Annotated in this window: 26 protein-coding genes; 3 read left to right on the forward strand and 23 right to left on the reverse strand. The window is 68.5% G+C overall.

What is annotated here, in order from left to right; genetic code table 11:
• Positions 1 to 252 carry a hypothetical protein gene (locus U7230_RS08835; RefSeq protein WP_324715479.1) on the forward strand — a complete coding sequence of 84 codons (252 nt, stop codon included), beginning with the start codon at positions 1 to 3 and terminating at the stop codon, positions 250 to 252.
• On the opposite strand, the gene U7230_RS08840 is transcribed toward U7230_RS08835, so the two are convergent.
• From U7230_RS08840 to U7230_RS08850, 3 genes are all read right to left on the reverse strand, one after another.
• The gene (locus tag U7230_RS08840; protein ID WP_324715480.1) at positions 227 to 733 is read right to left on the reverse strand and encodes a ribonuclease toxin HepT-like protein; all 507 of its coding nucleotides are present in this window, start codon (positions 731 to 733) and stop codon (positions 227 to 229) included. The two genes, U7230_RS08835 and U7230_RS08840, sit on opposite strands and share 26 nt — an antisense overlap.
• Complete coding sequence (locus U7230_RS08845; RefSeq protein ID WP_324715481.1) at positions 730 to 1,059, reverse strand: nucleotidyltransferase family protein; 330 nt, start codon at positions 1,057 to 1,059, stop codon at positions 730 to 732. Before U7230_RS08845 ends, U7230_RS08840 begins: the two co-directional genes overlap by 4 nt.
• Before the next feature lie 319 nt (positions 1,060 to 1,378).
• The gene (locus U7230_RS08850) at positions 1,379 to 1,567 is read right to left on the reverse strand and encodes a hypothetical protein (protein ID WP_324715482.1); all 189 of its coding nucleotides are present in this window, start codon (positions 1,565 to 1,567) and stop codon (positions 1,379 to 1,381) included.
• Positions 1,568 to 1,776: 209 nt separating this feature from the next.
• Here U7230_RS08850 and U7230_RS08855 point away from each other — a divergent pair, with 209 nt between their 5' ends.
• Positions 1,777 to 2,382 (forward strand): hypothetical protein, encoded by a 606-nt coding sequence (locus U7230_RS08855; protein ID WP_324715483.1) that lies wholly within the window; start codon positions 1,777 to 1,779, stop codon positions 2,380 to 2,382.
• Here the strand turns inward: U7230_RS08855 and U7230_RS08860 are convergent.
• The 19 genes from U7230_RS08860 to U7230_RS08950 all read right to left on the reverse strand — a co-directional run bounded on the left by U7230_RS08860 (position 2,377) and on the right by U7230_RS08950 (position 22,155).
• Positions 2,377 to 3,039 (reverse strand): ERCC4 domain-containing protein, encoded by a 663-nt coding sequence (locus U7230_RS08860; RefSeq protein ID WP_324715484.1) that lies wholly within the window; start codon positions 3,037 to 3,039, stop codon positions 2,377 to 2,379. The two genes, U7230_RS08855 and U7230_RS08860, sit on opposite strands and share 6 nt — an antisense overlap.
• Before the next feature lie 552 nt (positions 3,040 to 3,591).
• Entirely contained in the window at positions 3,592 to 5,457 is a 1,866-nt protein-coding gene (locus U7230_RS08865) for a glycoside hydrolase family 125 protein (RefSeq protein ID WP_324715485.1), read from the reverse strand.
• An 80-nt stretch (positions 5,458 to 5,537) separates the two neighbouring features.
• Entirely contained in the window at positions 5,538 to 6,362 is an 825-nt protein-coding gene (locus tag U7230_RS08870; RefSeq protein ID WP_324715486.1) for a carbohydrate ABC transporter permease, read from the reverse strand.
• Between the two features lie 21 nt (positions 6,363 to 6,383).
• On the reverse strand, positions 6,384 to 7,307 hold the full coding sequence (locus tag U7230_RS08875) for a carbohydrate ABC transporter permease (RefSeq protein ID WP_324715487.1): 924 nt from the start codon (positions 7,305 to 7,307) through the stop codon (positions 6,384 to 6,386).
• 101 nt (positions 7,308 to 7,408) lie between these two features.
• Positions 7,409 to 8,671, reverse strand: a complete 1,263-nt coding sequence (locus U7230_RS08880; protein WP_324715488.1) for an extracellular solute-binding protein — start codon at positions 8,669 to 8,671, stop codon at positions 7,409 to 7,411.
• Between the two features lie 66 nt (positions 8,672 to 8,737).
• Entirely contained in the window at positions 8,738 to 9,685 is a 948-nt protein-coding gene (locus U7230_RS08885; RefSeq protein ID WP_324715489.1) for an amidohydrolase family protein, read from the reverse strand.
• An 83-nt stretch (positions 9,686 to 9,768) separates the two neighbouring features.
• Positions 9,769 to 10,935 carry an ROK family transcriptional regulator gene (locus U7230_RS08890; RefSeq protein ID WP_324715490.1) on the reverse strand — a complete coding sequence of 389 codons (1,167 nt, stop codon included), beginning with the start codon at positions 10,933 to 10,935 and terminating at the stop codon, positions 9,769 to 9,771.
• Positions 10,936 to 11,227: 292 nt separating this feature from the next.
• Positions 11,228 to 12,661, reverse strand: a complete 1,434-nt coding sequence (locus U7230_RS08895) for an aspartate aminotransferase family protein (RefSeq protein WP_324715491.1) — start codon at positions 12,659 to 12,661, stop codon at positions 11,228 to 11,230.
• A 227-nt stretch (positions 12,662 to 12,888) separates the two neighbouring features.
• Positions 12,889 to 13,752, reverse strand: a complete 864-nt coding sequence (locus tag U7230_RS08900; protein ID WP_324715492.1) for a carbon-nitrogen hydrolase family protein — start codon at positions 13,750 to 13,752, stop codon at positions 12,889 to 12,891.
• Positions 13,727 to 14,431, reverse strand: a complete 705-nt coding sequence (locus U7230_RS08905; protein ID WP_324715493.1) for a DUF2848 family protein — start codon at positions 14,429 to 14,431, stop codon at positions 13,727 to 13,729. Before U7230_RS08905 ends, U7230_RS08900 begins: the two co-directional genes overlap by 26 nt.
• An 8-nt stretch (positions 14,432 to 14,439) precedes the next feature.
• Positions 14,440 to 15,726: a TRAP transporter large permease gene (locus U7230_RS08910; RefSeq protein ID WP_324715494.1), complete on the reverse strand. Its 1,287-nt coding sequence runs from the start codon at positions 15,724 to 15,726 to the stop codon at positions 14,440 to 14,442.
• Positions 15,723 to 16,304: a TRAP transporter small permease subunit gene (locus U7230_RS08915; RefSeq protein ID WP_324715495.1), complete on the reverse strand. Its 582-nt coding sequence runs from the start codon at positions 16,302 to 16,304 to the stop codon at positions 15,723 to 15,725. Before U7230_RS08915 ends, U7230_RS08910 begins: the two co-directional genes overlap by 4 nt.
• A gap of 56 nt (positions 16,305 to 16,360) precedes the next feature.
• Positions 16,361 to 17,476 carry a TRAP transporter substrate-binding protein gene (locus tag U7230_RS08920; RefSeq protein WP_324715496.1) on the reverse strand — a complete coding sequence of 372 codons (1,116 nt, stop codon included), beginning with the start codon at positions 17,474 to 17,476 and terminating at the stop codon, positions 16,361 to 16,363.
• Positions 17,477 to 17,620: 144 nt separating this feature from the next.
• A complete protein-coding gene (locus U7230_RS08925; RefSeq protein WP_324715497.1) occupies positions 17,621 to 18,361 on the reverse strand; it encodes a GntR family transcriptional regulator in 741 nt (246 codons plus the stop codon).
• A 166-nt stretch (positions 18,362 to 18,527) separates the two neighbouring features.
• On the reverse strand, positions 18,528 to 19,622 hold the full coding sequence (locus tag U7230_RS08930; RefSeq protein ID WP_324715498.1) for a Gfo/Idh/MocA family protein: 1,095 nt from the start codon (positions 19,620 to 19,622) through the stop codon (positions 18,528 to 18,530).
• Positions 19,619 to 20,686, reverse strand: coding sequence for a Gfo/Idh/MocA family protein (locus tag U7230_RS08935; RefSeq protein ID WP_324715499.1), 1,068 nt, complete (start codon positions 20,684 to 20,686; stop codon positions 19,619 to 19,621). The genes U7230_RS08930 and U7230_RS08935 overlap by 4 nt, the downstream gene beginning before the upstream one ends.
• An 81-nt stretch (positions 20,687 to 20,767) precedes the next feature.
• Positions 20,768 to 20,908: a hypothetical protein gene (locus U7230_RS08940; protein WP_324715500.1), complete on the reverse strand. Its 141-nt coding sequence runs from the start codon at positions 20,906 to 20,908 to the stop codon at positions 20,768 to 20,770.
• A 22-nt stretch (positions 20,909 to 20,930) separates the two neighbouring features.
• Positions 20,931 to 21,890: an ROK family protein gene (locus tag U7230_RS08945; protein ID WP_324715501.1), complete on the reverse strand. Its 960-nt coding sequence runs from the start codon at positions 21,888 to 21,890 to the stop codon at positions 20,931 to 20,933.
• A gap of 97 nt (positions 21,891 to 21,987) precedes the next feature.
• Positions 21,988 to 22,155 (reverse strand): hypothetical protein, encoded by a 168-nt coding sequence (locus tag U7230_RS08950; protein WP_324715502.1) that lies wholly within the window; start codon positions 22,153 to 22,155, stop codon positions 21,988 to 21,990.
• Positions 22,156 to 22,481: 326 nt separating this feature from the next.
• On the opposite strand from U7230_RS08950, the gene U7230_RS08955 reads away from it, so the two are divergent.
• Positions 22,482 to 23,903, forward strand: coding sequence for an acetate--CoA ligase family protein (locus tag U7230_RS08955; protein ID WP_324715503.1), 1,422 nt, complete (start codon positions 22,482 to 22,484; stop codon positions 23,901 to 23,903).
• On the opposite strand, the gene U7230_RS08960 is transcribed toward U7230_RS08955, so the two are convergent.
• Entirely contained in the window at positions 23,881 to 24,810 is a 930-nt protein-coding gene (locus U7230_RS08960; protein ID WP_324715504.1) for a M55 family metallopeptidase, read from the reverse strand. The two genes, U7230_RS08955 and U7230_RS08960, sit on opposite strands and share 23 nt — an antisense overlap.
• Positions 24,811 to 24,834: the final 24 nt, after the last annotated feature.

A 24,834-nucleotide genomic window follows, 5' to 3' on the forward strand; every position in this document is an offset into this window, starting at 1 on the left:
TTGGCTCGCCGCACCATCCGCGCCGCCGCTGAAGACATCTGCCGCTCGCTGCAGGAGCCCATCCACGTCCGCGAACTGGTGCGACGGGTGGTGGAGGCCCTCGGCATCGAGGAGCGCCCCGGCACGCAAGCCTCCGTCCGGGAAGCCCTGGGACGGCTGCGGTTCATGGTGCGCAGCGGGCCGGGCCTGTATGCGCCGGCCCGCGCCGTGCTCGACGGGAGGGTGTTCATTCACCTCGGTTGGGCGTGTTGATCAGGTTGCGCACGAACTCCGAAAACCGGTCGATGTCGGCGCGCAGCCTTTGGAACCCTTCAGACGCCTGTTGCACAAGGTGGGCCATTTTCCCCCATACGAGCGGGCTGCCGTAGGCCCGCAGGACCCGGTGACGAAACTTCCGGTAACCATCCAGCCACTCCAAGCTCTCGGCGGAGAGCACCGCGGGGCGCACCTCTGGCACCGTGCGAGCCATCATGCGAAGCAGCTCCCGATGCCACTCCCTTCCACTGGGGGCCCCGCCATCAAACTCTTGCGCAATTCGCTCAAGTGCCTGCTCAATCGCGCCGTAAAACCGCAACAGGTGGGTTGCCGCTGCGGCTGCCCGGACCGATTCGTCCGGCAAAGAGAGGAGGAGCGCCAGTTCCTGAACGCTTCCGGCCGCTGCGCCGATGTCCTCATCAACGGCCGCCAGGAGCGAGAGCAGCCTTCGGGCTCGGGCCCCGCCTTCCGCACTCACAGCAGGCGCTGTCCTTTCTCGATGACGTGCCTCCTCAGGGAAGGAGGGGCCTCGTCCAGGTCCACCACGTCCACGGGAATGTCACACACTGCGTCGAGTGCCGCCAGGGCGGCATAAAACCGTTCCGGCGGGATACCCCGCACTCCGAGGTCGATGTCCGACGCCAGATGGAAGTACCCTTCGCGCAGGGAGCCGAATACATAGACCTCAGTCGCACCGTACCGGCGGAGCGTCTCCACCAGTGCGGGCAGCGACGAACGGGCTTCGGCCGCCCGTTTTTGCAGCGCCGCCTCCTCCTGAGCGGCGCGCCGCCGCCATCCTCGCAAGTACCCTTCCCATTCGGCTTGGGACATCCCGGCGGGAGGACCAGGCGGAGCCGGCGCCGTCCGCCCTCCCTTTGACTCCCCGCGATGCATGCCGTGCGTCACCCGCCCGCAGTATAGCACGGGACACGATGGCGGGCCGAGCCGGGCCTGGCCCGGGACGCCGCCCCCCGGCCGGCAGCTCGATGGCAACCGGCTCGTCCGCTGCACGATGCGCGTCGCCGGCCACGCCGTGGAGGCCACCACCTACGTCGTTGACTTCCTTCCCCTCCATAGCGCGGAAGCGGTCCAGCGCTTCGAACTGGCCACAATCCATCTCCCATCAGGCCGCCACCACCGCGTATTCCCGTCGCCTGGACTCCGGAGCGTTCTCGACCCGGGACGGCTGCGGAAGCTCACCCGTCATGGTGACGTGAACGGGAAACACTCCGTCGGCCAGTTCCTCGGTCTGTAACACTTCCTCGAGCCAGGCCCGCAGACTGGCCTCCCGAGCCGCAGTGTCGATGGCCACCGCGCGCCTCCAGCGGGCCGTCGGTGCGGCGGGTCTGGAGCGACCAGCGATTTCCTTGGAGTTTTGCATGGCCTCGGTAGCGTGGCCGGTCAGTTCGGCTCGAGGCGAATCGAAAGAGTGACCACAGGGACAGGAAAAGGCGGCCGCCCGCCCGGGGTCGCATGGCGGGATCGCCAGCGGCCGCGGCGCCTGCACGGAGGTGTGGTTCGGTGAGGCAATCACCACGGGTCACGAGGCCAGGAGTTCGAGGCAAGCAAGCGTGGCCGGCGACGGCGGCCCGCCCGGCGCGGGTGCTTCGGTGGGCGCTGGTAGCGGCTGTGGCGCTGGGCGCGGCTGCGTTCGGCGTCGTGCCAGGGGTGGTAGAGCCGGCGCATGCGGGGGACGGCGAGCCGGCATGGCAGCTTTCCTCCCCGCCCCCTCAGTTCACGGCAGGCATACGCCTCGGCTTTCCCTATCTCGTCGGGGGCACGGTGCGGGCTCCGCTGGGCAGGACAGCGATGGTCGCCCTGACGGGCGACGTGACGCCCATCGGTTCGGCGGTGCTGGGCCGGTTGACGGCGCAGGCGCTGTTTCACGGCGGGTTCGGGAATCAGCCGTATTTCTCCGTGGGGCCCGCTTATGTGTGGGGCGGAAAGACGCACGAGGCGGCGGCCGCGTCGGGCGTGGGCGCTCTGGCGCTCGGGCTCGGGATGGAGTACCGGCCGCCGGAGAGCAGCATGAGCTACTACTGGGAGGCCGGGCTGGACCTGCTGCTGCCGGGGGGTAACGTGTATCCCATGCCGCGGGTGGCGGTGGGGGTCAACGCGTATCTATGAGAGCGCGCCGGGCGCGGCCATTCTCGCCGACAGGACACGGTGGATGCGCTGCGCCCGGGCGCGCCCGATACCGGGTACCTGCATGAGTTCGGCAGGGGTGGCGGTCATCACCCGTTGGGGCGTGCCGAAGTGGGCCAGGAGCGCCCGGGCGAGCGCAGGCCCGATGCCGGGCAGGGATTCCACGACGTAGCGGGCCTGCTCCTCCATGGCCGCCTGGGGCTTGCGGGCGTGGAGCGAGGGTTCGTGGCCGAGGCCCTGCTGTTCGAGCTTGGCCAGGGCAGCGAGCAGGCCGGCCGTGTCCTCGGCGTCCCGGGTGACCACGACGCTGACGCCGGTGACGATGAGCATGGCGAGCTGCAAGCGAACGAAGTCGGGCGACAGGTAGCGGTTGGCGTACAGGTAGTAACCCTCGACGACGAGGATGGGCCGCTCGAACTGCTCTCGCAGGGCCGCCAGCTGCTTGTGGAGGCGCTTGTGCATCACCGAGGCAATGAGGTCGTCGCAACGCTTGCGCTCGACGGCCATACGGGTGCTCAGCACGAAGTCACCCACCGGAAGCGGGCGGAACTCCACGCTCACTCCCCGCGCCTCCAGGGCGTCCACCAGCGCCCGGCGGCGTTCGTGGATGTCGGCGATCACGACGGGGCCCGACGGCAACGGCTTCACGCTCCTCGACCAGGCCGCAGGCAGTGGGCCTCGGGTGGGCCTCGGGACGCGCCTCGGGCGCCTCGGGGCGGGCCGCTTCGACGCCGGGCGAGCCTCCCGTGCCACAAGCCGGCTGCCACGGCGCACCGGTTCGCTGCAGGGTCGTGCATCCCTTCAGCGAGGTTGTCAGGGGCGCCGGTGGATGCCAGGAGCAACAGGGATAAGGCCGCTGGCCAACGCGTCTCAAAGGCCACAACGCCGGGCGACATCTTCCCAGTCGAGAGGTAGCGGAACGGTCCCCTCCAGCGCTTGCACCGACCGCTTCGAGTGGTCGAGGATCTTCACGCCGAGCAGCCCTTGCCCTCCGGCACCTGCTCAGAGCAGGCCGGCGGGCTCATGCCGTACTCAGTTGCCCCTCGGCCTGACGCTGCCTCGATCTACGAGCGTTACTATAAGTTGTGGCTCGAGCTTGCCGGCGCAGTAGGACCTGTCATGCACGACCTCCACGACCTCGTCGAGGGCGAGCAACTCCTCGCCCCGCGTCCCGAGCGCGGCCGCGGCCACTCACTCTTTCGTGGCCAGCAGCGCCGACGCTAGGTAACCGGCTGCCGTGGCGAAAGCGGCACCGGTGCGGGCCTTGCCCGTCGCCGGGTCGACGGTTTCGCATGCAACACCGCCATCCATCGGCGCGTCGACCAGCATGCTCAAGGCGCGTTGTTTCAGTGTCTCCAGCCACTCCGGGAGAGGGCGCCTCATTGCCCGTATCGCGCGCAGGGTATTGGCAGCAGACATAGGCCAGGGATGCGGAGCATGCAAGCACCCGGCGCCCCCAAACGGCCCGGTATAGTAATGCGGATTGTGCTCCGAGTATACCCAGCGGATCGTGTTGAGCAGCACGGGATCGTCAGGGTCGCAGGCACCCAGTACCCCAAGGAGTTGCAAGCTCCCTGGCGGATCGTCGTACACGGTGACGCCGCCTCGCGCGTCAACGGCCCACGCGAACATCGGACCAAACGGCCCTTCCACGATGCAGTGTGCCCGAAGCGCCCCCGCCAGGCGAGCGGCCGTCTCCCGCGCCCAGTCCCCGCGCTCCCCGTCGCCGACCCTGTCGTACAGCTCGTGTAGCACATGAAGCGCCCGCAGCAAGAGGGCGTTGTCGTATGTCAGGAACGGGTATGGCGGCGGGTCGTCCGACGGGTCCAGAAACGTCGCAAAAAGGGGCCCCTTCCCTGCCTCCTGAACGAGCACCTCGCGAAAGCCAGCCAACATTTGGCGGACCGGCTCTTCGACGAGCACGCTCGAGTCCCCGGTCCGCTCCAGGTAAAGGCCGAGAGCCACGGGGTATGCGGCTAGTTCGTCGAGTTCGAAGCCCGGATAGACGACGGTGCCGTTCAGGTACTGAGCATGGATCCCGGGGTTTCGCCACCCGACGCGAAAGGCAGCCAGCAGCACGCGGCGGGCCTCTTCCGGACCCACTTCGATCACGCCGGGGAAACTCCACAGTAGCGTGTCACGAGCCCAGAAGGCAGCACTCACGTAATAGCGTGGACTCCTGGAAGTCACGGCTACCCACTCACCCTCTTCCAGCGTGCGCCCGGCCCCGAAGAAGAACGTGGTGAGCAGGTTCAGGTTGATCCGTTGGTCCACTGCCGGGCTACCCGTCCGCCGCCGGTGAGCCGTCAGCCATCCGGCGCTTTCTTCCACAAGCGCCTCGAAGCCCCGCCGACGCATATCCACGTTGGTGGTCCGCGCACCATCGCCCTCCGGCGCTACGCTCACGAAAAAGGTGGCGCTGGCTCGTTCGCCCGGCGCGAGCGACACCGAGCGCCCCATGCGAAACGATGGCGACGTCGAAGCCAGTTGGCCGCTCTCCAATAGCTCTGCCTGCTCCGGGAGCCCCATTGCCTCGGCCATTCCAACCGCCCACCCCAGTACTGGAAGGCCGTTGGTCGCCTCCATGACCACGCTGCGCGTCCACTTGTCATAGGTGGCCCGTAGCGCGGCCAGCATTGGGCGCGTACGAAACAGGGTGTAGCACAGAACATCCCACCTGATGTCGAGGCCGAACCGGACGAAGACGCGCTCCGAACCGCCGTCGGCCTTTCCCGCCGGGCGTTCCACCGTTAGCCGTACGACGAACCCCCGGTGACCGATCGGGGCGAATACTTTGGCATGCACTGTCACGGGCCCGACGTCGCCGCTCGCATCCACCCACCAGTCGTGAGGCCGTCTCACCTGGGTAAAGCCCTGGCCTGCGACGAGGGCCGGACTCCCGTCGATCTCCAGAAACGCGGCGAGCAGCGGCCGATCCTCACCGGCCACCCCGAGGAGACCCAGGGCACGACCGGATAGTACCTGGAAACTGCCGATAGCAGCCATTTCCGGGGAAATATCGGGCAGTGACACCCACTCGTTCCCCGTGGCGACCACACGAGGTCCATCCCCGAGCAACGGCGAGGGGGTCATGAGATTCGATGCAGCGCCGGGGTCACTCACAACGTGCATGTTGCTCAATCCTTCAGGCCCGTCATAGCGATGCCCTGAATGAACTGCTTTTGGAAAACCAGGAACGCGATCAGCAGAGGCGCTACAGCGATCGTGGCCCCCGCCATCTGCCAGTGGATGTTGGCGATGTACTGGTCGCTGAAGCTCTGCAGGCCCACGGGAAGGGTGCGGCTCACGTCCGAGTTGGTGACGATGAGGGGCCACAAGAACTCTTCCCAGTTGGCTACCAGCGTGAAGATACCGAGAGCAGCGAGCACTGGTCTGGTGAGCGGCAGCACGATCTCGAAGAAGATCCTCGGCTCGCTGGTCCCGTCGATGCGGGCAGCCTCGATGATGTCGGTGGGAATGGTGTGGAAAAACTGCCGCATCAAGAAGATGCCGAAAGCATCGAACAGCCAGGGGAACGCCACGCCCGCCAGGGTGTCCGTTAGATGGAGTTTCATGGACATCAGGTACAACGGGATCATCCGTACCTGAAACGGTACCATGAGGCTGGCCAGCATGGCCATGAAGAGGACTTCCCGTCCCCGGAACGGGAACTTGGCCAGGGCATAGCCGGCCATGGCACTCACGAAGACGACGCCTACGACGACGATCACGGCCACGATGACGCTGTTGGCCAGGTACCTGCCGAACGGAAGCTGGGTGAACACGACGGCGAAGTTGTCGAGCGTGGGCTGCTCCGGGATCAGCGAGGGTGGAACCTTCATCACCTCTGACAGGGGCTTCACGGCGCTGGAGAGCATCCACACCAGGGGGAGGACCATGGGTATGGCTCCACCCACCAGCAGGGCGTACAACAAGAGGCGCACCGCCCGATGTCGACTCATCCCCTCGGTTCCCCCGTCCTGTCAGTATTCGAACGGCCTTTGGATCAGACGAATCTGGACGAGCGTCACCACAATGATGAGAGCCATCAACACGAATGCGTTCGCGGAGGCGTACCCGAGCTCGAACTGCTTGAAGCCAATGTCGTAAATGTGCAACACGAAGACGCGGGTGCTGTCGAGCGGACCGCCCGGGGTTCGCATCTGCAACCCGCCAGAGCTCATGACGTACGGGATGGTAAAGACACGCAAGGCGTTGATGACCAGGATGACCACCACAAACAGCACCGTCGGATTGAGCAAAGGCAGGGTGATGTGCCGAAAAACCTGCCAACGCCCCGCGCCATCCATGCGCGCCGCTTCCACGTAGTGCTCAGGGATGGTCTGAAGTCCAGCCAAGAAGAGGACCATGGCTTGCCCGATCTGTTTCCACACGCCGACCACCATGACCGCCCACAAGGCCCACGCCGGGTCGGCAAGCCATCCGGGCTTCCCGAGCCCCACGCTACCGAGAATCCAGTTAACGACGCCGGTCCCAGGCTCGAACATCCACCGCCATACAAATGCGGCGGCCACGATGTTGGTCACCACGGGCGCAAAGTAGATGCCTCGAAACAGCCCTTTGAGTTTCACCCATCCCGCGTTGAGAATCAGAGCCAACGGCAGCGAGAAGACCAGGATCGCCGGTACGACCACCACGGTCCACAACAGCGTCACCTTCAACGACTTCCAGAAGAGCGGATCGGCGAGGAGGCGCGCGTAGTTGCCCATGCCAATGAACGCAGGTAACCGCAGAAACCCCCAATCGTTGAGCGAGATCCACGCCGCCCAGCCGAGAGGATAGACGACGATCAGGCCGAAAAGAACCAGGGAGGGCAACAAAAACAGAAACGCCCAGATGCCTCTCCACGTCCGGTATGTCAGGTGGACCCCAGGCACCATCCGCATGCTGGCCTCGCTCCCGTGGGAGGGCTGCCGAGCCTCCTTCGAGTTCCCCGGCAGCTCTCCCGCCATTCGTTATGGTTACTTGCTGCGAACGCGACCCGGCCTTACCGCAGGATCTGTTTGATCAGCGCGTTCTCCCGGCCGATGTACTGCTTCACCAGCTGATCGACCGGGGTGTCCGTCAGGGCGATCGCATCCCACAGGTCGTTGCGGATCTGGTCGGTGGCAAATCCGATGCTCTCGACCGGGCGCACGAGTGGGATGGAGGCCATAATCACCCGTTCGTTCGGCGTCTTGAAGAGGCTCGGGTCACTCGCCATCGACTTGAGCGACGGCAGGTCACCCGCTACCTCCATCCACTTGCGGATGGCTTTCTCACTGGCCAGGAAGTGAACCCACTTCCACGCGGCCTCCGCGTTCTTGGTGGTGCTGCTCACTACATAGGCCCAGTGGTGGCCAGGAGCGGTTACTGGCTTACCCTCCACGGTAGGGACGGGCGCCACGGTATACTTCAGGTTAGGTGTCATCGTAGCGATGACGCTGCGGGCTACCGGATGGTTGATGTAGAACACGGCCTTGGACTGCTCGAACTTGCGCTGGCCGGTCATGAAACGAGGAGAATCAACGGCTTGCGGCCCTCGCGCGAGTTGTTCAGCCATCCGCCACGCGGCGAGCCCCTGCGGTGAGTCGTAGTTGGCCTTGCGGTCCTCCGCACTCACGACCGGCCCGTCCATGTACGAGTACAACAGCGACGTGTAGACCGCCCACCGGTACCGGGTATCCAGACCTGCCTGAAGGATGTTGCCTTGGGCGTCCCGTTTGGTTGCCTTGCGAGCCTGCTCGAGGAGCTCCTGCCACGTTTTCGGAGGCTTGGTCGGATCAAGGCCGGAGGCCCGGGCGAGGTCGTCGTTGATGTACATGACCAAGTGCTGCACATCTGTCGGCAGACCCCAATAAAGGCCATTACGCTTGAACCGGGCCACCGTCCAATCCAAGTACTGCGCCTCGATCTGGTCCGTGGTCAGCACGCTCTTGGGTACCGCCGTCAAGAACCGGCTATAGAGGAGCTGCTCCGCCATCTCCATGGGGACCTGGAAGACGTCAGGCCCGCTACCGGTGGCAAGCGCGGCAAGCAGCTTATCCGTGTATTGTTCATAAGGCGGGAAGTCTGCCTTCACCGTGATACCGGGGTTTTCCTGCTCGAACACCTTGATGAGTTCCTCGAGTGCCTTGGACCGTCCTTCGTGGAAGTGCTGCCAGTGGACGATGGTTACGTTCGCGGCAAATACCGGTAGCGAGACGAGAGCCCATACCAACCCGAGCATCAGCGCACCAAGAGCCAGTTGCCGTATGCACGACCGATGCATGGATGGTGTCCTCCCTTCGGTTCAAGCGCGAAATGACCCGAGTTGCTTGCCACGTACCCGCTTCAATCAGCCTGCTTGGGCAGCACCTCCTTCGATGCGCAATAGACGTCGAGCGTTCCCACTGAACACGGCACCCAGTTCCGCTTCTCCGAACCCCACGTTCCGACACGCACGAAGCTGCTCCTCCAGGTACTTCACGACAAACCCACGCGGGAAGTGTGAGGAGTCTGTACCGAAGACGATCCGATGGGGTCCCACGGTTTCCCGGAAGCGGCGGAACAATTCCTCCAAGGTCAACTCCGGGATCATCCATCGCATCCACTCGTTGTTGCCCGAGGTGTCGACGTATACGTTTTCGCAAGTCCAACACAGATGTAGCAACTGGGTAGGATAGCCGCATCCGAAGTGTGGCACCACGAACGGGATAGTAGGGAAGGCCTTGGCTACATCGTGGAGACGCAGCGGGTCGATGTTGACGTGATTGCCGACCCCCCCGCCCCCATTCAACACACCGAAGTGAACCAGCACCGGTATCCCGAGTTCCTCTGCGGCCTCCCAGACGGGATAGAGCGCAGGGTCGTCGATGGGCCCCGACAGGGCCGGAGCGAGGATTTTGTAACCCCGCAGGCCAAGCTCCCCGATCGCTCGCCGGAGCTCGGCGGCGGCGTCAGGCGCGAAGGGGTCGTGGTGAGCAAAGCCGAAAAAGCGAGGGTGGCGGCGCACCACCGCGGCCAGGGCGTCGTTACCCCCTCCCGTGACGAACACGACCCCGTCCAGACCGTACCGGTCCACCTCGCCCGCCCAGCGGGCGACCTGGGTTTCGAGCGGCGCCGAGGGTGCCTCTGGGAACGGAAACGACCAGCGCCGCCACCACTCACGCTGCGCATTCAGGTTGCGCTCTCGCAGAATGGCAAGCTTGCGGTCCCCGAAGCGCCGGCGGTAAGCCGTTTCCCACCCATCCAGCGCGGCGTCGTCGGGGTGGGGGAAGTGCGCGTGGAAGTCAAGGACCCGCACGCCCCAACGCTCCTCAGCGCTCGGATTCCGACGACCTTGGGTATCGGCTTCGGGCATGTTTACGGGTTTCATCCGAGACCCCCTCAATCGCAGCCGGTGAGCGCGACGTAGCTTCCCATCTCCTCCACGCTATCGCGGCCGGTTCGGAGAGCCACGGCTATGGCGCCGTACATCGATGCTTCGCCTGCGAGCGCCGATGCCCGGATCTCCGGTCGAACCGGTACGAGCGCGGCGGCCTGGGCGCTGATACGGGGGAGGAGCAAGTCAGTGTTCTGCCCGATGCCCCCGCCGAGCACGATGAGCCCCACGTCCAACAGGACGGTCACGGCCGCAACCGCCCAGCCAAGAGCCGTGCCGATCTCATGCACCACTTCGATGGCCTTCGCGTCCCCCGCGCGGGCCGCCTGGAAGAGATCCCTCGCCTCAACTCCAAACCTGCGACGGATACTTCCGCCCGCGATGACCGATTCGAGCGGCTTCGGGCCGGAGGACGTGAGATACGGAAGATACGCGATCTCACCAGCGATCCCGCGGGTGCCGCGATAGAGGCGGTTTTCCAGGACGATGCCCATGCCGAGGCCGGTTCCGATGGCCAGATAGGCAAAGCTGTCGACGCCCCGTGCACATCCTTTCCACTTCTCGCCCACAGCTGCGAGGTTTACGTCGTTCTCGACGAGCACTTCGACCCGAAGGCGGTCGCCCAGCAGGCGGCCCAGCTCCACGTCCTGCAAGGCAGGCAGGTTCGGGCAGAGTTGTACGCAACGGTTCACGGCAGATACGGCGCCGGGCACCCCCACGGCAACGGAGAGAAGCCGATCTGCTGGAACGTGCGCCGCGGTCATCACCTGCCGCACCGCCCCCTCAAGCTGAGCGAGTAGCTCGGGGAGCCCTCGATGCTCGGTCGGCTCGGTGTGGCGCGCACGGATCTCGCCGCCAAGGTCAGCTACTGCCGCTCGTAGAAGCGTCCCACCCAAATCGATGCCCACGACGAATCCGGCCTCGGGGACCACCTCAAGCCGCACGGAGCGGCGTCGGGGTCCGCCGGCACCAGGGGACGCAGGATGGCGCCCCTCCTCTCGCACCAGCCCGCGCTCCAGAAGGGACATCACCACCTGCGACACCGTCGACTTGCTCAGGCGCAGGGCCCGAGTGAGTTCGGCCCGCGACATGGGGCCTTGCTTGCGCAGAAGCTCGAGAACCGCCCTCTGGTTGATCTTGCGAAGTAGCGGCGGCTGGCCGATGACCCGCACTTACTCGCCTCCGTCCCTCGGCATGCGCCCTCTCGGTCTCCAGGGAAGTTAGTTCGTTTTGTTTCCGCACATATCCTGCGCCTGGTTGCAAATGGTTGCAAACCCTTCTGCTCGGTCAGAGGACGTCTCTTCCTGCGTCGGTGCAACGGTGCGCGGTGACAGGCATTGATTCTCGTGCTGTTGCATCCCCAAGCGTACTCAAGCAGGGATTTCCACGGCGTACCGGGCCCGCTCCTCGGCGCGGGCGGCCGGAGAGAGCCTTAGCAGAGGCTGTCTGCGCCAGCGCCATAGTTCATGGCGTGGATACGCCGCGCCCCCATCGGGCTTCGAGCACCTCGTCCAGGATGGCCGTCGCGTCGTCCAGGTGTCGCTTCTCCACGACGAGGGGCGGGTGTAGGATGAGCACCGCGCTCCCCGAGAGCGGGTGGTTTTCTACCTCGACGATGAGCCCCCGGTCGAGCAGCGCGTCGAAAACGCGCGCGGCTGGCTCGTAGGCCGGCTCCGGGACGCGTCGATGATGCGGCAACCAGCCACGCCCATGCCGTCGACCAGTACGCCAGCCGGCGCCTGCGGCATTCCTGCCAGGTGCGCCGTCCGGCGCCGGCCGGATGAGTTCGATACCCCACAGGAGGCCGCGACCGCGGACGTCGCCGATGCAGGGGTGCCGGGCTTGAAGTTCCCTCAAGAGACGCCCGAAGTGCTCTCCCAGCGCCGCAGCCCGGACGGCAAGGCGGTCTCGCTCGACTATATCGAGAGTCTTGAGCGCCGCGGCCAGCATCAAAGGATACCCGGCGTGGGTGTGCGGGTGCAACGCAGCCCCGGCAGCCTCGATGCGGCCGGCGAGTTCCTCACGCATGAGCACCGCCGAACCGGGCACGTACCCTGCCGTCAGCCCTTTGCCCGCCACCAGGATGTCGGGAGCGACGCCATCCTGCTGCCACGCCCACGGCCTACCTGTGCGGCCCATGCCGGTCACGACCTCGTCGAGGATAAGCAGGGCGCCCGTGCGGTCGCAGAGGGCGCGCAGCGCCCGCAGGTAACCGGGAGGAGGCACGATGACGCCGCCCCCGGTGAGGATGGGTTCGGCGATGACGGCGGCAGGCGGCCTCCCCGGTCGGCCCGGGCTTGCCGGCCACTCCGGGTGCGGCAGCGGCGCCGGGAGCGGCAGTTGCCCCGCCTGCGCCAGGCGCTCCTCGAGGTCACCGAGGCACCGCCAGGCGCACTCGGGGTAGGTCGCCCCGAAGTCGCAGCGGTAGCAATACGGCGGGCTTGCGTGCAGGAAGCCGCCCGGCAAGAGCTCTCGGAGAGCCGGATTGAGCAACTCCGCCTCGGGCTTGCCGCTCGCGGCGAGGGCGGCGGCCGTCGCCCCGTGGAAGGCGCGCCACAGGCCCACGATGGCTCCGCCGCCCCGGGCGAGCTTGGCGAGCTTCAGGGCCAGCTCGACGGCGTCGGAGCCGGTCACGCCGAAGGCGACCTCGTAGGAGGGGGGCCTGCCTCCCGCGGGCGCCGGATCGCTCATGGTCGCCGCCAGGCGCTCGGCGAGCAGCGCCCGCTCTCGAGTGAGGAAGGCCGGGCTCACCCCGACGAGGCGGCGGAGCTGGGCCGACAGGTGTTCGACCATCTCGGGGTGGGCGTGGCCAAGGATGGCAGCCGAGTGCTGGGCCGAGAAGTCGAGGTACCGGCGCCCCTCGGCGTCGAACAGGTAGACGCCCTCGCCTCGTATCATGGTCCGGGACTCGGTTCGATGGCACGGCATAAGGCGAGACCAGGCCCTCGTCGTCCCACCACCGGGTGAGGTTCGCCGACCCACTACCGGACCGTCCCTACGCCTGGCAATGGCGCGACGAAGTCAGGACGGATCACCCACGGCCACGGGCGAGTCTCTCCCCGGTGAGGGTAGACGGCGTCCATGACGAAGTCAACCCGCGCACGAGGTGCAAGGGTGACGGGCGCTCACCCGTAGAGGTCGGTCCGCCGGTGCTGCAGTGAGGGGAGCTTGCGCCTGACGGCCTGTACCCGGGCCCGGTCGACGTGCACCAGGAGAAGCCCCTCTTCCTCGCCCGCGTCGCCCAGCGTGACGCCGAACGGGTCGAACCCGGCGCTGCGCCCGCAAAACGGCCCTCCGGCCTGGTCGGCCCCGAGCACGTACAGGGTGTTTTCGATGGCCCGGGCGCGCAGCAGGGCGAGCCAGTGCTCCTCTTTCAAAGTCCCGGAGTACCAGGCCGCCGGCACGACCACGGCTTCCGCCCCCCGCGCCGCCAGTTCCCGGAAGAGCTCGGGAAACCTCAGGTCGTAACAGATCGCCACGCCCAGGGGGACTCCGTCGATCTCCCACACGGGCGGCCGTGCGCTTCCCGGCCGCATCAGGTGCGACTCCCGCACCCCCAGCGCGTCGAACAGGTGCAGCTTGCGGTACGCTGCCACCACGCGCCCGCCCGGCTCTACCACCACCGCGGTGTTGAACGGCCGAGCGGGGTCGTCGCTCGTCTCCCAGACCCCGGCGACGACGCAGGCGCCCGCCGCCTTCGCCTCCCCGGCCAACCCCCGGACGAACGGCCCGTCGAGGGGCTCCGCGAATGCCCGGGGCGGCCGCTCCGCCGAGGGCACGCCCATGAACATTTCCGGGAACACCACCAGTCGCGCCCCGGCCGCGGCCGCCTCCCGGATGAAGCGCGCCGCCGTCTGCAGGTTGTGGGCCTTGTCCGGGCCGGAGCCCACCTGCACCAGCGCGACGTCGAGCTTGCCACGCGGGGCGGCCGCGCCGCCGGCGGCGCCGGCGCCAGGCGTGCTGTCAGCGCCGCCCGTTCGAACGCCCATCGGCCGTCACCACCTCGACCCGGTACGCATGGACGATTTCCCGCTGCAGCACCGGATCCCGCATCCGGATCTCGTAAGCGTCGCCCGGCTCCAGCCCGTGCAGCGCCGGAATCGTGCCCGAGAAGAAGGCTGCCTGCGTTCCCCCCTCGCCGGGCACCCCCCGCCGGGCCAGCCACTCGAGCCAGTGGGACGGCGGCAGGAGCTCGCCGGCCGTGCCCCGCTGGTACGCCACGGTTTCGCCGCCCCGGGTGACGTCGCAGGAGAGCTGCACCCGGTCGAAGTGGGCGACCACCTCGTCCAGGGGCCAGGCCCGGGGGGCCACCACGTTGGGGCAGGCGTTCTTCGCCTTCGTCACCGAGTGGGCTTCGAGCGCCCGGTCGGAGTGGTCGGAGCCTACGGTGACCCACACCTCTCCCGGGGTCACCAGCAGCACGTACTCCACCTCGGCCGATGTCTTGGGCTCCACCACCTGTACCTCGGTGGCGTTCAGGAGCAAGTGAGTCGCCACCGGGAAGACCGCAGGAACGGTCTCGGGCGCCGGCACTCCGAGGCGGGCGAGTTCCTCGATGTGCCGGCGAACGGCTTGCTGGTCGCGGCCGGCCCAGCCGGCGTTCCACATGCGCCGCGGCACGAACTCCACCCGCCGCACGCCGCGCACGGTTTCCACGATGAATTGCACGGGCTGTGTCACCCCATCCGGTTGGGCAAGGTCAACGCCAGCTGCGGGAAGATCAGGAGCACTCCCACGAAAAGCGCCACGGCCACCATGAAGGGGACTGCGCCGGATATTACCTCGGAAATGGAGCCTCTTCCCCGGATGCCCTGGATGACGTACAGGTTGAGCCCGACGGGCGGCGTGATGAGCGCCAGTTCGATGAGGACGATGAGCACGACGCCGAACCAGACGGGGTCGAACCCCAGGCGCACGACCACCGGGAACACGATGGGAATGGTGATGACCATCAGCGACAGGGTCTCGATGAAGAAGCCGAGGACGACGTACATGAGGACGAGCACCACCATCGTGCCGGCCGGCCCGAGGTGGATCCCCGCCACGAAGTCGGAGAGCAGATCCGTGAGGCCCACGGTCGCGAAGACGAAGTTGAGGAAGTACGAGGCCAGCAGGACGAACATGATCATGCCGGTCGTGCGCATCGTCGCCTCGACGACCTGCCAGAGCATCACCAGCGACAGGGTACGATACCAGGCCGCCAGCCCGAGCGCCGCGAGCACCCCGAGGGCCGCCGCCTCCGTCGGAGTGGCAAACCCCGTGTAAATCGACCCCACGACCACCAAGAAGACCAGCAGGATCGGCACGATGCCACCCAGCGCCTTCCAGCGCTCCGGCCAGGTGGCCGGTACGGGCCGGCCGACCAGCGCAGGCTTGCGGGCCGAGACCAGCGCCGCCGCGGTCATCATCGCGGCGGCCAGCAGCACCCCGGGCACGATCCCCGCGATGAACAGCTTCGGGATGGAGGTGTTGGTCATGGAGCCGTACACGATCATGTTGATGGAGGGCGGGATGAGGATGCCGAGCGTTCCGCCGGCGGCGATGGAGCCGGCGAAGAAACCCTCGTCGTACCCGAACCGGCGGGCCTGCGGCAGCGCCACCGTGCCGATGGTCGCCGCGGTGGCCACGCTCGAGCCGGAGGTAGCGGCAAACAGGGCCGACGTGCCGATGTTGGCGTGCACCAATCCGCCGGGCAGGCGGTTGAGCCACTTGGCCAGGGCGTCGTAGGTGCGCTCCGCCACGCCGGCTCGCAGCAAGATCTCCCCGAGCAGCACGAAAAGCGGGATTGCCACCAGCACGAAGTCGGTACTGGTGGTCCACGCGATCTCCCCGACTGCCCGGTAGACCGGAAACGACGTGAACAGAGCCCCCAGCGAGAGCCCAAGAGAGCCCAGCACCCCGGCCACCGGGATGCCGGCCAGCAACAGGATCAGAAGGAGCCCGAGCCCGACGACTGCCGTCATCCCCGCTTCGCCCCCTTTGCGGCGGGCTCCTCCGCGGAGCCGCCGAGCCCCGCGAGCCGCTCGACGCCGGCGTAGTCCTGCCGGGCCATGAGGCCCACCACCCGCACCGTGATGAGCAGGAGCACGAGGGCGAAGGCGACGAGCCCCAACATCCATAGACCCTGCGGTATCCAGAGCGGAGTGCCGAGCACGGTGTTGGCCGCCGTGCGCCGCACGAAGGATGCCCACGCCACGCCCCAGCCGAAGTAGGCCAGCGGAAGCACGAACGTCAGCAGGACGAAGAGCGCGACGAGGTGGAACGCGGCTCGCCCCGCGAGGGGGAGCCGCGCCACCAGAACGTCCACCCGCACGTGGGCCTTGCGCAGCAGCGTGTAGGGCAGCGCCCACGCCGTGCTCAGGGCCAGCACGTAGCTCGAGATCTCGGTCGACCCCTGGGTCGAGATGCCCAGGAGCTTACGCACCAGCACCTCCACGCCTATCCACGCGGCAGCCCCCAGCAAGAGCGCGCCGGCAACCCACGCCGCGCCCCGGGAGACCGCCTCTGCTCCGTCGAACAGGCGCTGCCATCGTCCGGCCATCGCCCCGACCCCCCGCGTTCGGCGCCGGCGTCCAGCCGTCACGCCTTCCCGACCCGTCACGGCTTTGCGACCAGTCCGGTGACCTTGCCGATCGTCTCGTTCCACCGGGAGACCCACTCGGGGCTCGTGCGGGCCGCCCACTTCGGCAGCACGTACTGGGTCAAGACCTGGCTCGCAGCCTGCCGGTCGGCGTCCTTCAGCGGGACGAGGTGCATCTTACGGGGCTGCCCGTACTCGCACGGGCCGGTGCCCGTCAGGCAGGCGATGCCCTGCTGGGTCTCACGATCGGCGGCCTTCCAGACCGCGTCCTCGAAATCACGAGCGATGGCCTGCCGCAAGCCCTGCTGGCGCTCGGCGCCGAGGCGGTTCCAGTCGTCGAGGCGCATGGCGGTGACCACGTAGTCCCAGCCGCCGACGGGCAGCGGGTACAGGTACGAGGAGACTTCGCCCCACCCGGCGTGGTACCCCGAGAGGCTGCCGGTCACGGCGCAGTCCACCACGCCCCGCTCCAGCGCCTGGGGCACCTCACTGAACGCCAGGTTGATGGCCGTGCCGCCCACCGCCTGCACGAAGTCGGCCGAGCTGCGCCCGCTGATGCGGATCTTGCGGGCCTTCAGGTCGGCCACGCTCTCCAGGCGGTCGCGGCAGAACAGGATCTGGGCCGGATACGGCACGATCGCCAGGACCGTGGCGTTGTACTGGCGGCGAAACGCCTCGTCCACTACCGGCCGGTAGCTGTCGACGATCCGGCGGGCAAGCCCGATGTCGGGCGCCAGGGCGGGCATGTCCAGCCCCTCGAGCGCCGGCACGTCGCCGATGACGTAGTCGCCGGTGGTCGCGGCGACCTGGTAGAGCCCCATCTGGAGCAGCCGGAAGACTTCGGGCCCCTTGAGCCCCATCTGGTCCACGGAGCTTATCTGGAACGTCACCGTGCCTCCCAGCGCTTTAGGCAGCGTCTCGCCCCAGAACGGCTTCTCGAAGTTTTGGAACAGGCTCAGGTTGCTCCAGCTGCCGACGTACTTCAACTGGAGCGGCGCCGATGCCGCGGCCGCGACCCCGGCCGCCAGGAACAGGAGCGCGATCAGGGCTACCGCCCCGGCCCACCCACCGGATGCCCGTCCCGTCCGCTCGTGGCCTTCCTTGCCTGCCACCTTGCTGCCTACCCTGCCCATGCTCTCGTGCGCACTCCTTTCGTGGCCCAACCCCCTGCGTCAAGTGCGGCTGCCCGGCTGCATCGACGCCTCTCCGCTCGTGGACACCTTCCCGGCCGCGGACGCGCGCCGCCGTCGAGGCCGGCTCGGGACCCCGGCAAAACGCTAAAGGAGTGTACGGATCCGAGCCTTGAAGCTTTCAATGTGCTCCTGCATGGCACGATCCGCTCCGTCGCCGTCGTGTTGACGGATGGCGGCAAGGACAGCCTCGTGCTCCCGCACGATGGGCTCCAAACTGTCGAGCAACCTCAAGGAGAGGAACCACAACCTCTGGCTGTGGGCGTTGAGCCGGTCGATCGCATCCTCGAGATGGGGGTTGCCGGCACTGCGAGCCAGGGCTTCGTGGAACGCGTAGTCGATCTGGATGGCCTCGCGGACGTCGGGTGGCGAGGCGATCGCCCGGTAGCGGTCGAGGAGGGCCTCCATGCGCGCCAGGTCGGCATCGGTGGCTCGCCGGCTCGCGAGCCTGGCGGCAAAAGGCTCGAGCAGCGCCCGCAGCTCGCAGATCGCCTGCACGTCGGTGAGCTCCAGGGGCGCCACCTGCGAGGGGCGGTGTGCGGACGAGACCACGAGGCGCTGCTCCACCAAGCGCTCCACCGCTTCTCTCAGGGGTGTCCGCCCGATCCCGAACCGGGCCGCAAAGAGCCGTTCGTCGATGACGCTTCCGGGCGGCAACTCCATCGTCACGATCATTCGGTGAAGAGCCCGGTAGGCTTTATCCGCCTTGGTGGTGCCGTCACCCGCGGCGGCGCCGGCGGGGGAGCCTCCAGCCAGAGCGCCGGCCGCGCCATGCGGCCTGGGGGCACCTCGCCGCAAGACCAGATCGCCGGTAGGGCCTCGCAACACACCCTGCCTCCTCGCAAGTGCCTCGGGCAGGCAATCGGCCAACGGTCGATCCTCGGTCGACCAACAGTCGGCACAATGACGTTACCATGTTTCTGCTGCCGCTTGCAAGCCCTTGCAGAAGCGCGGGGGCGGTAACTTTTCCGCCCCATCGCGCCCGGACGGGCCGTCACTCAGGGGCGACGCGCAAAGACTCCTGCCCGATGGCGACGGGCTTGCCGATCTTCGCCGACTGCTGCGCCGCCACGGCCACCCGTACGGCCGCCAGCCCGTCTTCGCCGCTCACGGGCACCGGCCCGCCAGACTGCACCGCCTCCACGAACGCCGCCAGCATCGCCCGGTCGGCGTCGGAGCCCCAGTAGAGCCAGCGGTGGGCACGCTCCTTGTCGCTCGACAGCTGTGCCTGCTGCCCGAACGCGTCGATGTCGAGCAACCCCTCGGTGCCGATCACCCGGAACCGCAGCCCGCCCCACGTGGGGTAACTCGCCGGGCGCGACCAGCTGGCGTCGATGGTGCCGATGACTCCGCCGGGGAAGCGCAGCAGCACCATGGCCACGTCGTCCACGCGGCTGCCCTCGTGCAGGAGCGTCCCCGCCTCGGCCACCACCTCGACGGGCTCGTGGCCCACGAGCCACCGGTAGATATCCGCCAGGTGCACGATGTGATCCATCGTGGCCCCGCCGCCCGCCAGCTCCGGATCCCCGAACCATCCCGGCGGCATCCGCCCGTTGTTACTGCCGGTGACGGCCCGCACCTCGCCGACCACGCCCGACGCCACGGCCCGTTTGGCCGTCACCACCGGCGGGCTGAACCGCATGGGAAACGCCGTCATCAAGCGCACGCCGGCCTCGCTCGCCCGGCGCACCATCTCGGCGGCGTGCTCCACCGTGGTCGCCAGCGGCTTCTCGCACAGCACGTGGCGCCTGGCCTGGACGGCGGCGAGCGTGTAGCGGTGGTGCAGCGCGTTGGGCGCCGTGATGACGACGGCGTCGACCGCCTCCAGCAAGTCCTCCAGACGCTCGAAGAAGCGCAGCCCGTAGCGCTGGGCCTCGGCCCGCCCCCGGGCCGGCTCCTCGTCGTAGGCGCCGGCCAGCGCGACGTGCGGCAGCGACTTGAGCCCCGGCACGTAGGCATGCACGTGCACGTGGGCGAAGCTCACGATCCCGACCCGCACGGGCCGGCCTTCGCCGCCCGAAGGCTGCCGGCCCGGAGCTTCGCCACGGCCCGGGCCGCCTGCGGCGGCCATTTCGCGCCTAGCCATCATGCATGCACCTCCACCGGCCGGCCCTCGAGCGCCGCCCGGTTGGCCGCTTCCGCCACCCGCACGGCGGCCAGCGCCTCCTCGGGCGTGACATCGAGCGGCGAGCCCTGCGTGACGTGCTCGAGGAAGTGCTCGAGCTCCAGTGTGTACGGGTCCGGGTCGAGCGGGCTGGCAGGCAGCCGAGTCTCCGCCTCGGGCCCCGGCGCACCCGCCGCCTCCCCCGCCTGCGATCCCGCGGGGCCGGCCCGGGGCGGCCTGCGCCACGAGCGCACGCTCTCCGCCCCGTGGCTCGACCACTGCAAAAGCCCCTGCGTCCCCGCGATCTCCGCCTCGGTCGTGAACGGCGCCCCCGGCGGGAAACTCCACGCGCCCTCGGCCATGGCAATGGCGCCGTTTTCGAAGCGCAGGAGCACGGCCGCGTGCTGCTCCCCCGACGAGCCCGTCGAGGTCTTCACGGCCGACACCCGCGCCACCGGCCCGAAGATCCAGCGCAGGTAGTCGATGTCGTGAACGAGCATGTCCACGATGACCCCGCCGCTTTGCGACTCGTCTCGCATCCACGTGTTCCAGGCGGGCACGGCGCCGCCGCGGAAGCACCGGGCGGACCGGGCCACGCCGAGTTGGCCGCGCACGACGGCCTCCCGGGCCAGCCGGTAGTCCGGGAAGAAGCGCACCACCTGCGCCACCATGAACGGCACCCCGCGGCGGGCAGCTGCCTCGACGGCAGCCTCGGCCTCCGCCGCCGAACGAGCCAGAGGCTTCTCGCAAACGACCGCCTTGCCCGCGGCTGCCGCCGCCTCGATGGCGTCACGGTGCAAGGGCGTCGGCAGGCAGATGTCGACGATGTCCACCCCGGGCAACGCGATAGCCTCTCCGTAACCCGCAACGATGCGGGGCACCTGCCCGCCCCGGCTCTCCTGCTCGCGCTGCAGCCACGCCCTGGGGCGCCCGTCCGACTTGGCGACCGCCACGACCTCGACGCCCTCGGCTTCGAGCGCCTTCCAGGCTCGGTAGTGCACCTCGCCCATCAGGCCTGCACCCAGGATCACGACCTTCCGAGTAGGCAAAGCCCGACCCCCTCCTCCCCTGCCGGGGCAACAGCAAACCGGCCCCGCCCCTGCCGCGAGTCGCCCCAGCCTCACCGGGCATCAGGTTTTGACGGCGCCGGCCGTGAGCCCTTGTACGATGTGGCGCTGGACCGCCACGAACAGCGCCACCGGGATGGCCGCCGCCAGCGGCGGGGCACCGTCCGCCGCATGGCTCTCTCCCTTCCCTTTTCCCGGCCCCATTCGTTCCTGTCCCGGGATCCTGTCACCCCTCGCGACGACTCGGACGCTCCCATCCCAGCCGCCGCAACGCGACCACGGCGGCGCCCGTGATACCGGAATGCGGGCCGAGCTCGGCCCGGGCCACCCGCATCGTGCGCTTCAACCATCCGGGAGCCGTCTTCTCGAAGCGGGCCGTGCCTTCCTCGACGGGGTAGGCGGGATGGGTGCCCAGCCCCCCTCCGATGACCACCACCTCGGGATCGAAGGCCGCGGCCACGTTGGCCAGCAGGATGGCGAAGTAGCCCACGACCCGGCTCCGGACCTCCGCAAAGCCTCCCTCCCCCCTCGCCCCCGCCTCCAGCACCTCCGTGGCCATGACCCGGCGCCCGGCAAACGGGCGTGCCATGGCCTCGACCCCGTAGCCGCCGAGGAGCGGCTCGGCGTCGCCCACCTGGCCACAGCGGCACCGCGCCTGAGAAGCCGACGCGTCCAGTACCATGTGGCCGATCTCCCCCGCCGAGAAACCGGCGCCGTACCAGGCTTCCCCGCCGAGGAAGACGGCCCCTCCGACGCCTGTGCCGATGCTGACGTAGACCGCGCTGGAGGCGCGCCTCGCGGCGCCCGCCCATACCTCTCCCCATCCGCCGGCGCGTACGTCGTTTTCGAGGGCAACCGGCAGCCCGAGGGCCGTCGAGAGCTCGGCGGCGACGGGGCCACCCGTCCACCCCGGCAGGTTGCCCGCGCTGATCGAGACGCCCTGCTCCACGTCCACGACCCCCGGGAAACCCACCCCGACCGCCCGGACACGCCGCCCCAGGGAGGCCTGCTCGTCGACGACCGACCGGACGGCACCCGCGATGACCGGGATCACCCGGGCGGGATCCCTGGGCGTAGCGCGAACGACCGGATCCCCCAGGCGCCGCAAGCCCTGGAAGGGCGCCACGCGAACGTTGGAACCGCCCACGTCGACCCCGACGACCAACGGCTCCTCCACGCCGGCCATCCCGACCCGTCCCTTTCCCTGCCGCTAGTATAGCGCAAGCGCGCACAGGAGAGCCATAGATCGTGCGCGATTGTGACGTCTTTTCCCCGCGTGGTGTTCACTCTCGTTCGCCCGGGCCGCGCCCCGGAACGAGACGGTTGCGCAGCACGGAGCCCATCATGAGTCCGACGGTTCCCCAGACGGCCCCGGGCACCCCGGCGACGACGAGCACCCGCAGTCCGGGTGCCGCGGACACGTTGCCTTCGAACGGCTTCGTTTGTCCCACTCAAACCCAACCATTGCCTGCGCGTTTTTCGCGCGGACGGACCGTCGAGGGATGCAGGAACCTGTCGAGCCGTGTCGATATGTATTGGTGGCCCGGTGCCCGGGGGGAGCGACACGGCCTGAGGGTTGTTACGGCAAACCTTCGCTAGCGCGAATGCACGAGACGCCGTTGCGACGCACTCTCGACCGTAGCCTCATCGCTACATCCGACGCAGGAGAGTCGTAACGAGAGTCGCGGCTGGACATCTACCACCCCCGGCCGGGCCCTTGTCTTGCATCGGCCGGCAGGAGCCCTGGCGGTGGCACCGGCGCCGGTCACGAAAGGGGGTGGCTGCCTGGGGCGCGCTGGATGCCCTCTTCGCTCCTCGGCGGATCGCCGTGGTGGGGGCCAGCCGGGATCCGCGCAAACCCGGAGGGCTCATCTTCCGGTACCTCCTTGAAAGCCGCTCGCAGGTGTATCCCGTCAACCCCTCTGCCACCGAGATCCTCGGCCACCGCACCTGGCCCGACCTCGCCTCTCTCCCTGCACCGATCGACCTCGCCGTGATCGCGACCCCGGCGACCACCGTTCCGGACGTCGTGCGGGCGTGCGCGCGCCGCGGCGTGCCGGTCGCAGTGGTGGTGGCCGGCGGCTTCGGCGAGACCGGGCCAGAGGGCCGGCGGCTGGAGAGCGAGATGGCCGCCGCTGCCCGGGCGGGAGGCGTTCGGCTGCTCGGCCCCAACACGCTGGGCGTGCTGGTGCCCTCGACAGGCCTCGACACGATGTTCGTGGTGCGCGAGCGCTGCCCTCGGCCCGGCCCCGGGCCTGTCGCCTTCATCTCCCAGAGCGGGGCCACCGCCGTCACCCGCATGAACGCGGCCGCCTGGGAGGGTCTCGGCTTTCACTCCTTCGTCGGGCTCGGCAACCGTGTCGACATCGACGAAAACGAGCTGCTGCCCTATCTCGCCGCCCTTCCCGAGGTCAAGGCCATCGCCCTCTACCTGGAGAGCTTCTCGGACGGCGCCCGTTTCTTCGAGACCGTACGCTCTTTGGGAGCCCGGGTGCCCATTTGCCTGGTGAAGACCGGGCGTAGCCCGGCGGGTGCCCGGGCGGCCGCGCTGCACACCGGAGCCCTTGCGCCAGGCGAACGCGTGGTCGGCGGGATCCTGCGGCAGCTCGGCATCTACCGCGCCTACGACGACGAAGAACTCGTCGACGTGGCCTGGGCGCTGGCCCGTGCGCCCCTTCCCGCGGGGGACGGCGTCGCCGTGCTGGTGTCCGCGGGAGGGCACGGGGTCATGATGGCGGACTACCTCGAAGCCCCCGTCCACTCCGTCCACTTGCGGCTGAGCCGGTTGGCCCCCGAGACCTGCGACCGCCTGCGATCGGTGGTGCTCCCGTTCGCCGCGGTCGACAACCCCGTCGACCTCACGGCAAGCGCCACCGTCGACATGGTCGAGCAGGCCCTTGCCATCGTCGGTGCCGATCCGGCGGTGCACGCCATACTGTGCGGCGTGCAACTGGAGCCGCCGGGCCTGGACGCGCGGCTGATCCAGGTCGTCACGGCCTTCGCCCGCTCGACCGCGAAGCCGGTGATCGCCTTTTCCATCGGATCGGACGCCAGCCTGGAGGCCCGCCGCGCCCTCAACCGGGCAGGGGTACCCGCGTACCCGTCCCTCTGGCGGGCCGCCCGCGCGCTCGGGGCGTTGGTGGAGCACGCCCGGCGCGTGCGGGCGCCGAGAGGGCTCAATCCCCCGAGCGAGCCATGATGAGCATGCTGCGCAGGGCGGAAAAGGCCGTCAGATAGTCGGAGGCCGTGTAACGCAAGGTACGGGGGCCCGTCCGCTCCACGCCGGGCATGATGCAGGCGGCGTCGGCCTGGCCGGTGTGCACGGTCGTCAGCTCCACGACGACGGGAGGCTCGAAGCGAAGCAGCGGCACCGCACCCGGCGCGACTTTCTCGACGGCTCTGAGCGCGTCCCGAGATGCCTCCTTCAGCATGGCCCGGGCGCGCTCGGGGTGAACCGACCGGGCGGCCGTGCGGCCTACGGCATGCTTGACGACCACGGTGCGCGCCCACGGCATCCACTCGGCCATCTGGCGGCATGCCGCGTCGTCGCCGCTCACGAGCACCACCGGCACACCGAAGTACCCGCACACCCCGGCGTTGAGGGCTGCTTCGTTGACCGCACGGCCGTTGATGCGCACGTCCCACTCTACGGTGCCGGAGTAGGTGTGGTCGAGGGTCGCGCCGGCCGTCCCTGCGCCGCCGTGGTAGCCCAGGAACAACGCCGCGTCGAATCCCTCGTCGATCCCTTGCACCATGCTGAGCGGCTTGGGCGACCCCTGGATGAGCTCGGCAACCGGGTGCAGGAGCTCGGGATCGAGGTTGCTCATCCGATCGTGCGAGTCGTTGACCACAATCCTCGAGGCGCCGGCCTCGAGAGCACCCTCCACGGCCGCGTTGACCTCCAGGGTCATGAGGCGGCGCACCTGCGGGCGCCACTCTCCCTGGTCCTGCGCCCAGCTGAAGGTGCCGGCGATGCCCTCCATGTCGACCGAGATGTAGACGCGCACGTGCGAGTATGCCTCCATCGGTAGGAAGGGTGCCCGGGCCTGGGTCAGCAGGTACGGCGCGTACCGGGCGACCTCCTCCCGTATCCCGGCCGGCCGCAAGGGCCAATCCGGGCCGGCCGATCC

The organism is Limnochorda sp. L945t, assembly GCF_035593305.1.
GTDB classification, from domain to species: Bacteria; Bacillota; Limnochordia; order Limnochordales; family Geochordaceae; genus Carboxydichorda; species Carboxydichorda subterranea.

What these genes read in the sequence shown, in the direction of transcription:
- U7230_RS08870 (WP_324715486.1), bottom strand. Translation starts at nt 6,362, where the DNA reads ATGAGTCGACATCGGGCGGTGCGCCTCTTGTTGTACGCCCTGCTGGTG.
- U7230_RS08875 (WP_324715487.1), bottom strand. Translation starts at nt 7,307, where the DNA reads ATGCGGATGGTGCCTGGGGTCCACCTGACATACCGGACGTGGAGAGGC.
- U7230_RS08880 (WP_324715488.1), bottom strand. Translation starts at nt 8,671, where the DNA reads ATGCATCGGTCGTGCATACGGCAACTGGCTCTTGGTGCGCTGATGCTC.
- U7230_RS08895 (WP_324715491.1), bottom strand. Translation starts at nt 12,661, where the DNA reads ATGATACGAGGCGAGGGCGTCTACCTGTTCGACGCCGAGGGGCGCCGG.
- U7230_RS08900 (WP_324715492.1), bottom strand. Translation starts at nt 13,752, where the DNA reads ATGGGCGTTCGAACGGGCGGCGCTGACAGCACGCCTGGCGCCGGCGCC.
- U7230_RS08910 (WP_324715494.1), bottom strand. Translation starts at nt 15,726, where the DNA reads ATGACGGCAGTCGTCGGGCTCGGGCTCCTTCTGATCCTGTTGCTGGCC.
- U7230_RS08915 (WP_324715495.1), bottom strand. Translation starts at nt 16,304, where the DNA reads ATGGCCGGACGATGGCAGCGCCTGTTCGACGGAGCAGAGGCGGTCTCC.
- U7230_RS08920 (WP_324715496.1), bottom strand. Translation starts at nt 17,476, where the DNA reads ATGGGCAGGGTAGGCAGCAAGGTGGCAGGCAAGGAAGGCCACGAGCGG.
- U7230_RS08930 (WP_324715498.1), bottom strand. Translation starts at nt 19,622, where the DNA reads ATGATGGCTAGGCGCGAAATGGCCGCCGCAGGCGGCCCGGGCCGTGGC.
- U7230_RS08940 (WP_324715500.1), bottom strand. Translation starts at nt 20,908, where the DNA reads ATGGGGCCGGGAAAAGGGAAGGGAGAGAGCCATGCGGCGGACGGTGCC.
- U7230_RS08945 (WP_324715501.1), bottom strand. Translation starts at nt 21,890, where the DNA reads ATGGCCGGCGTGGAGGAGCCGTTGGTCGTCGGGGTCGACGTGGGCGGT.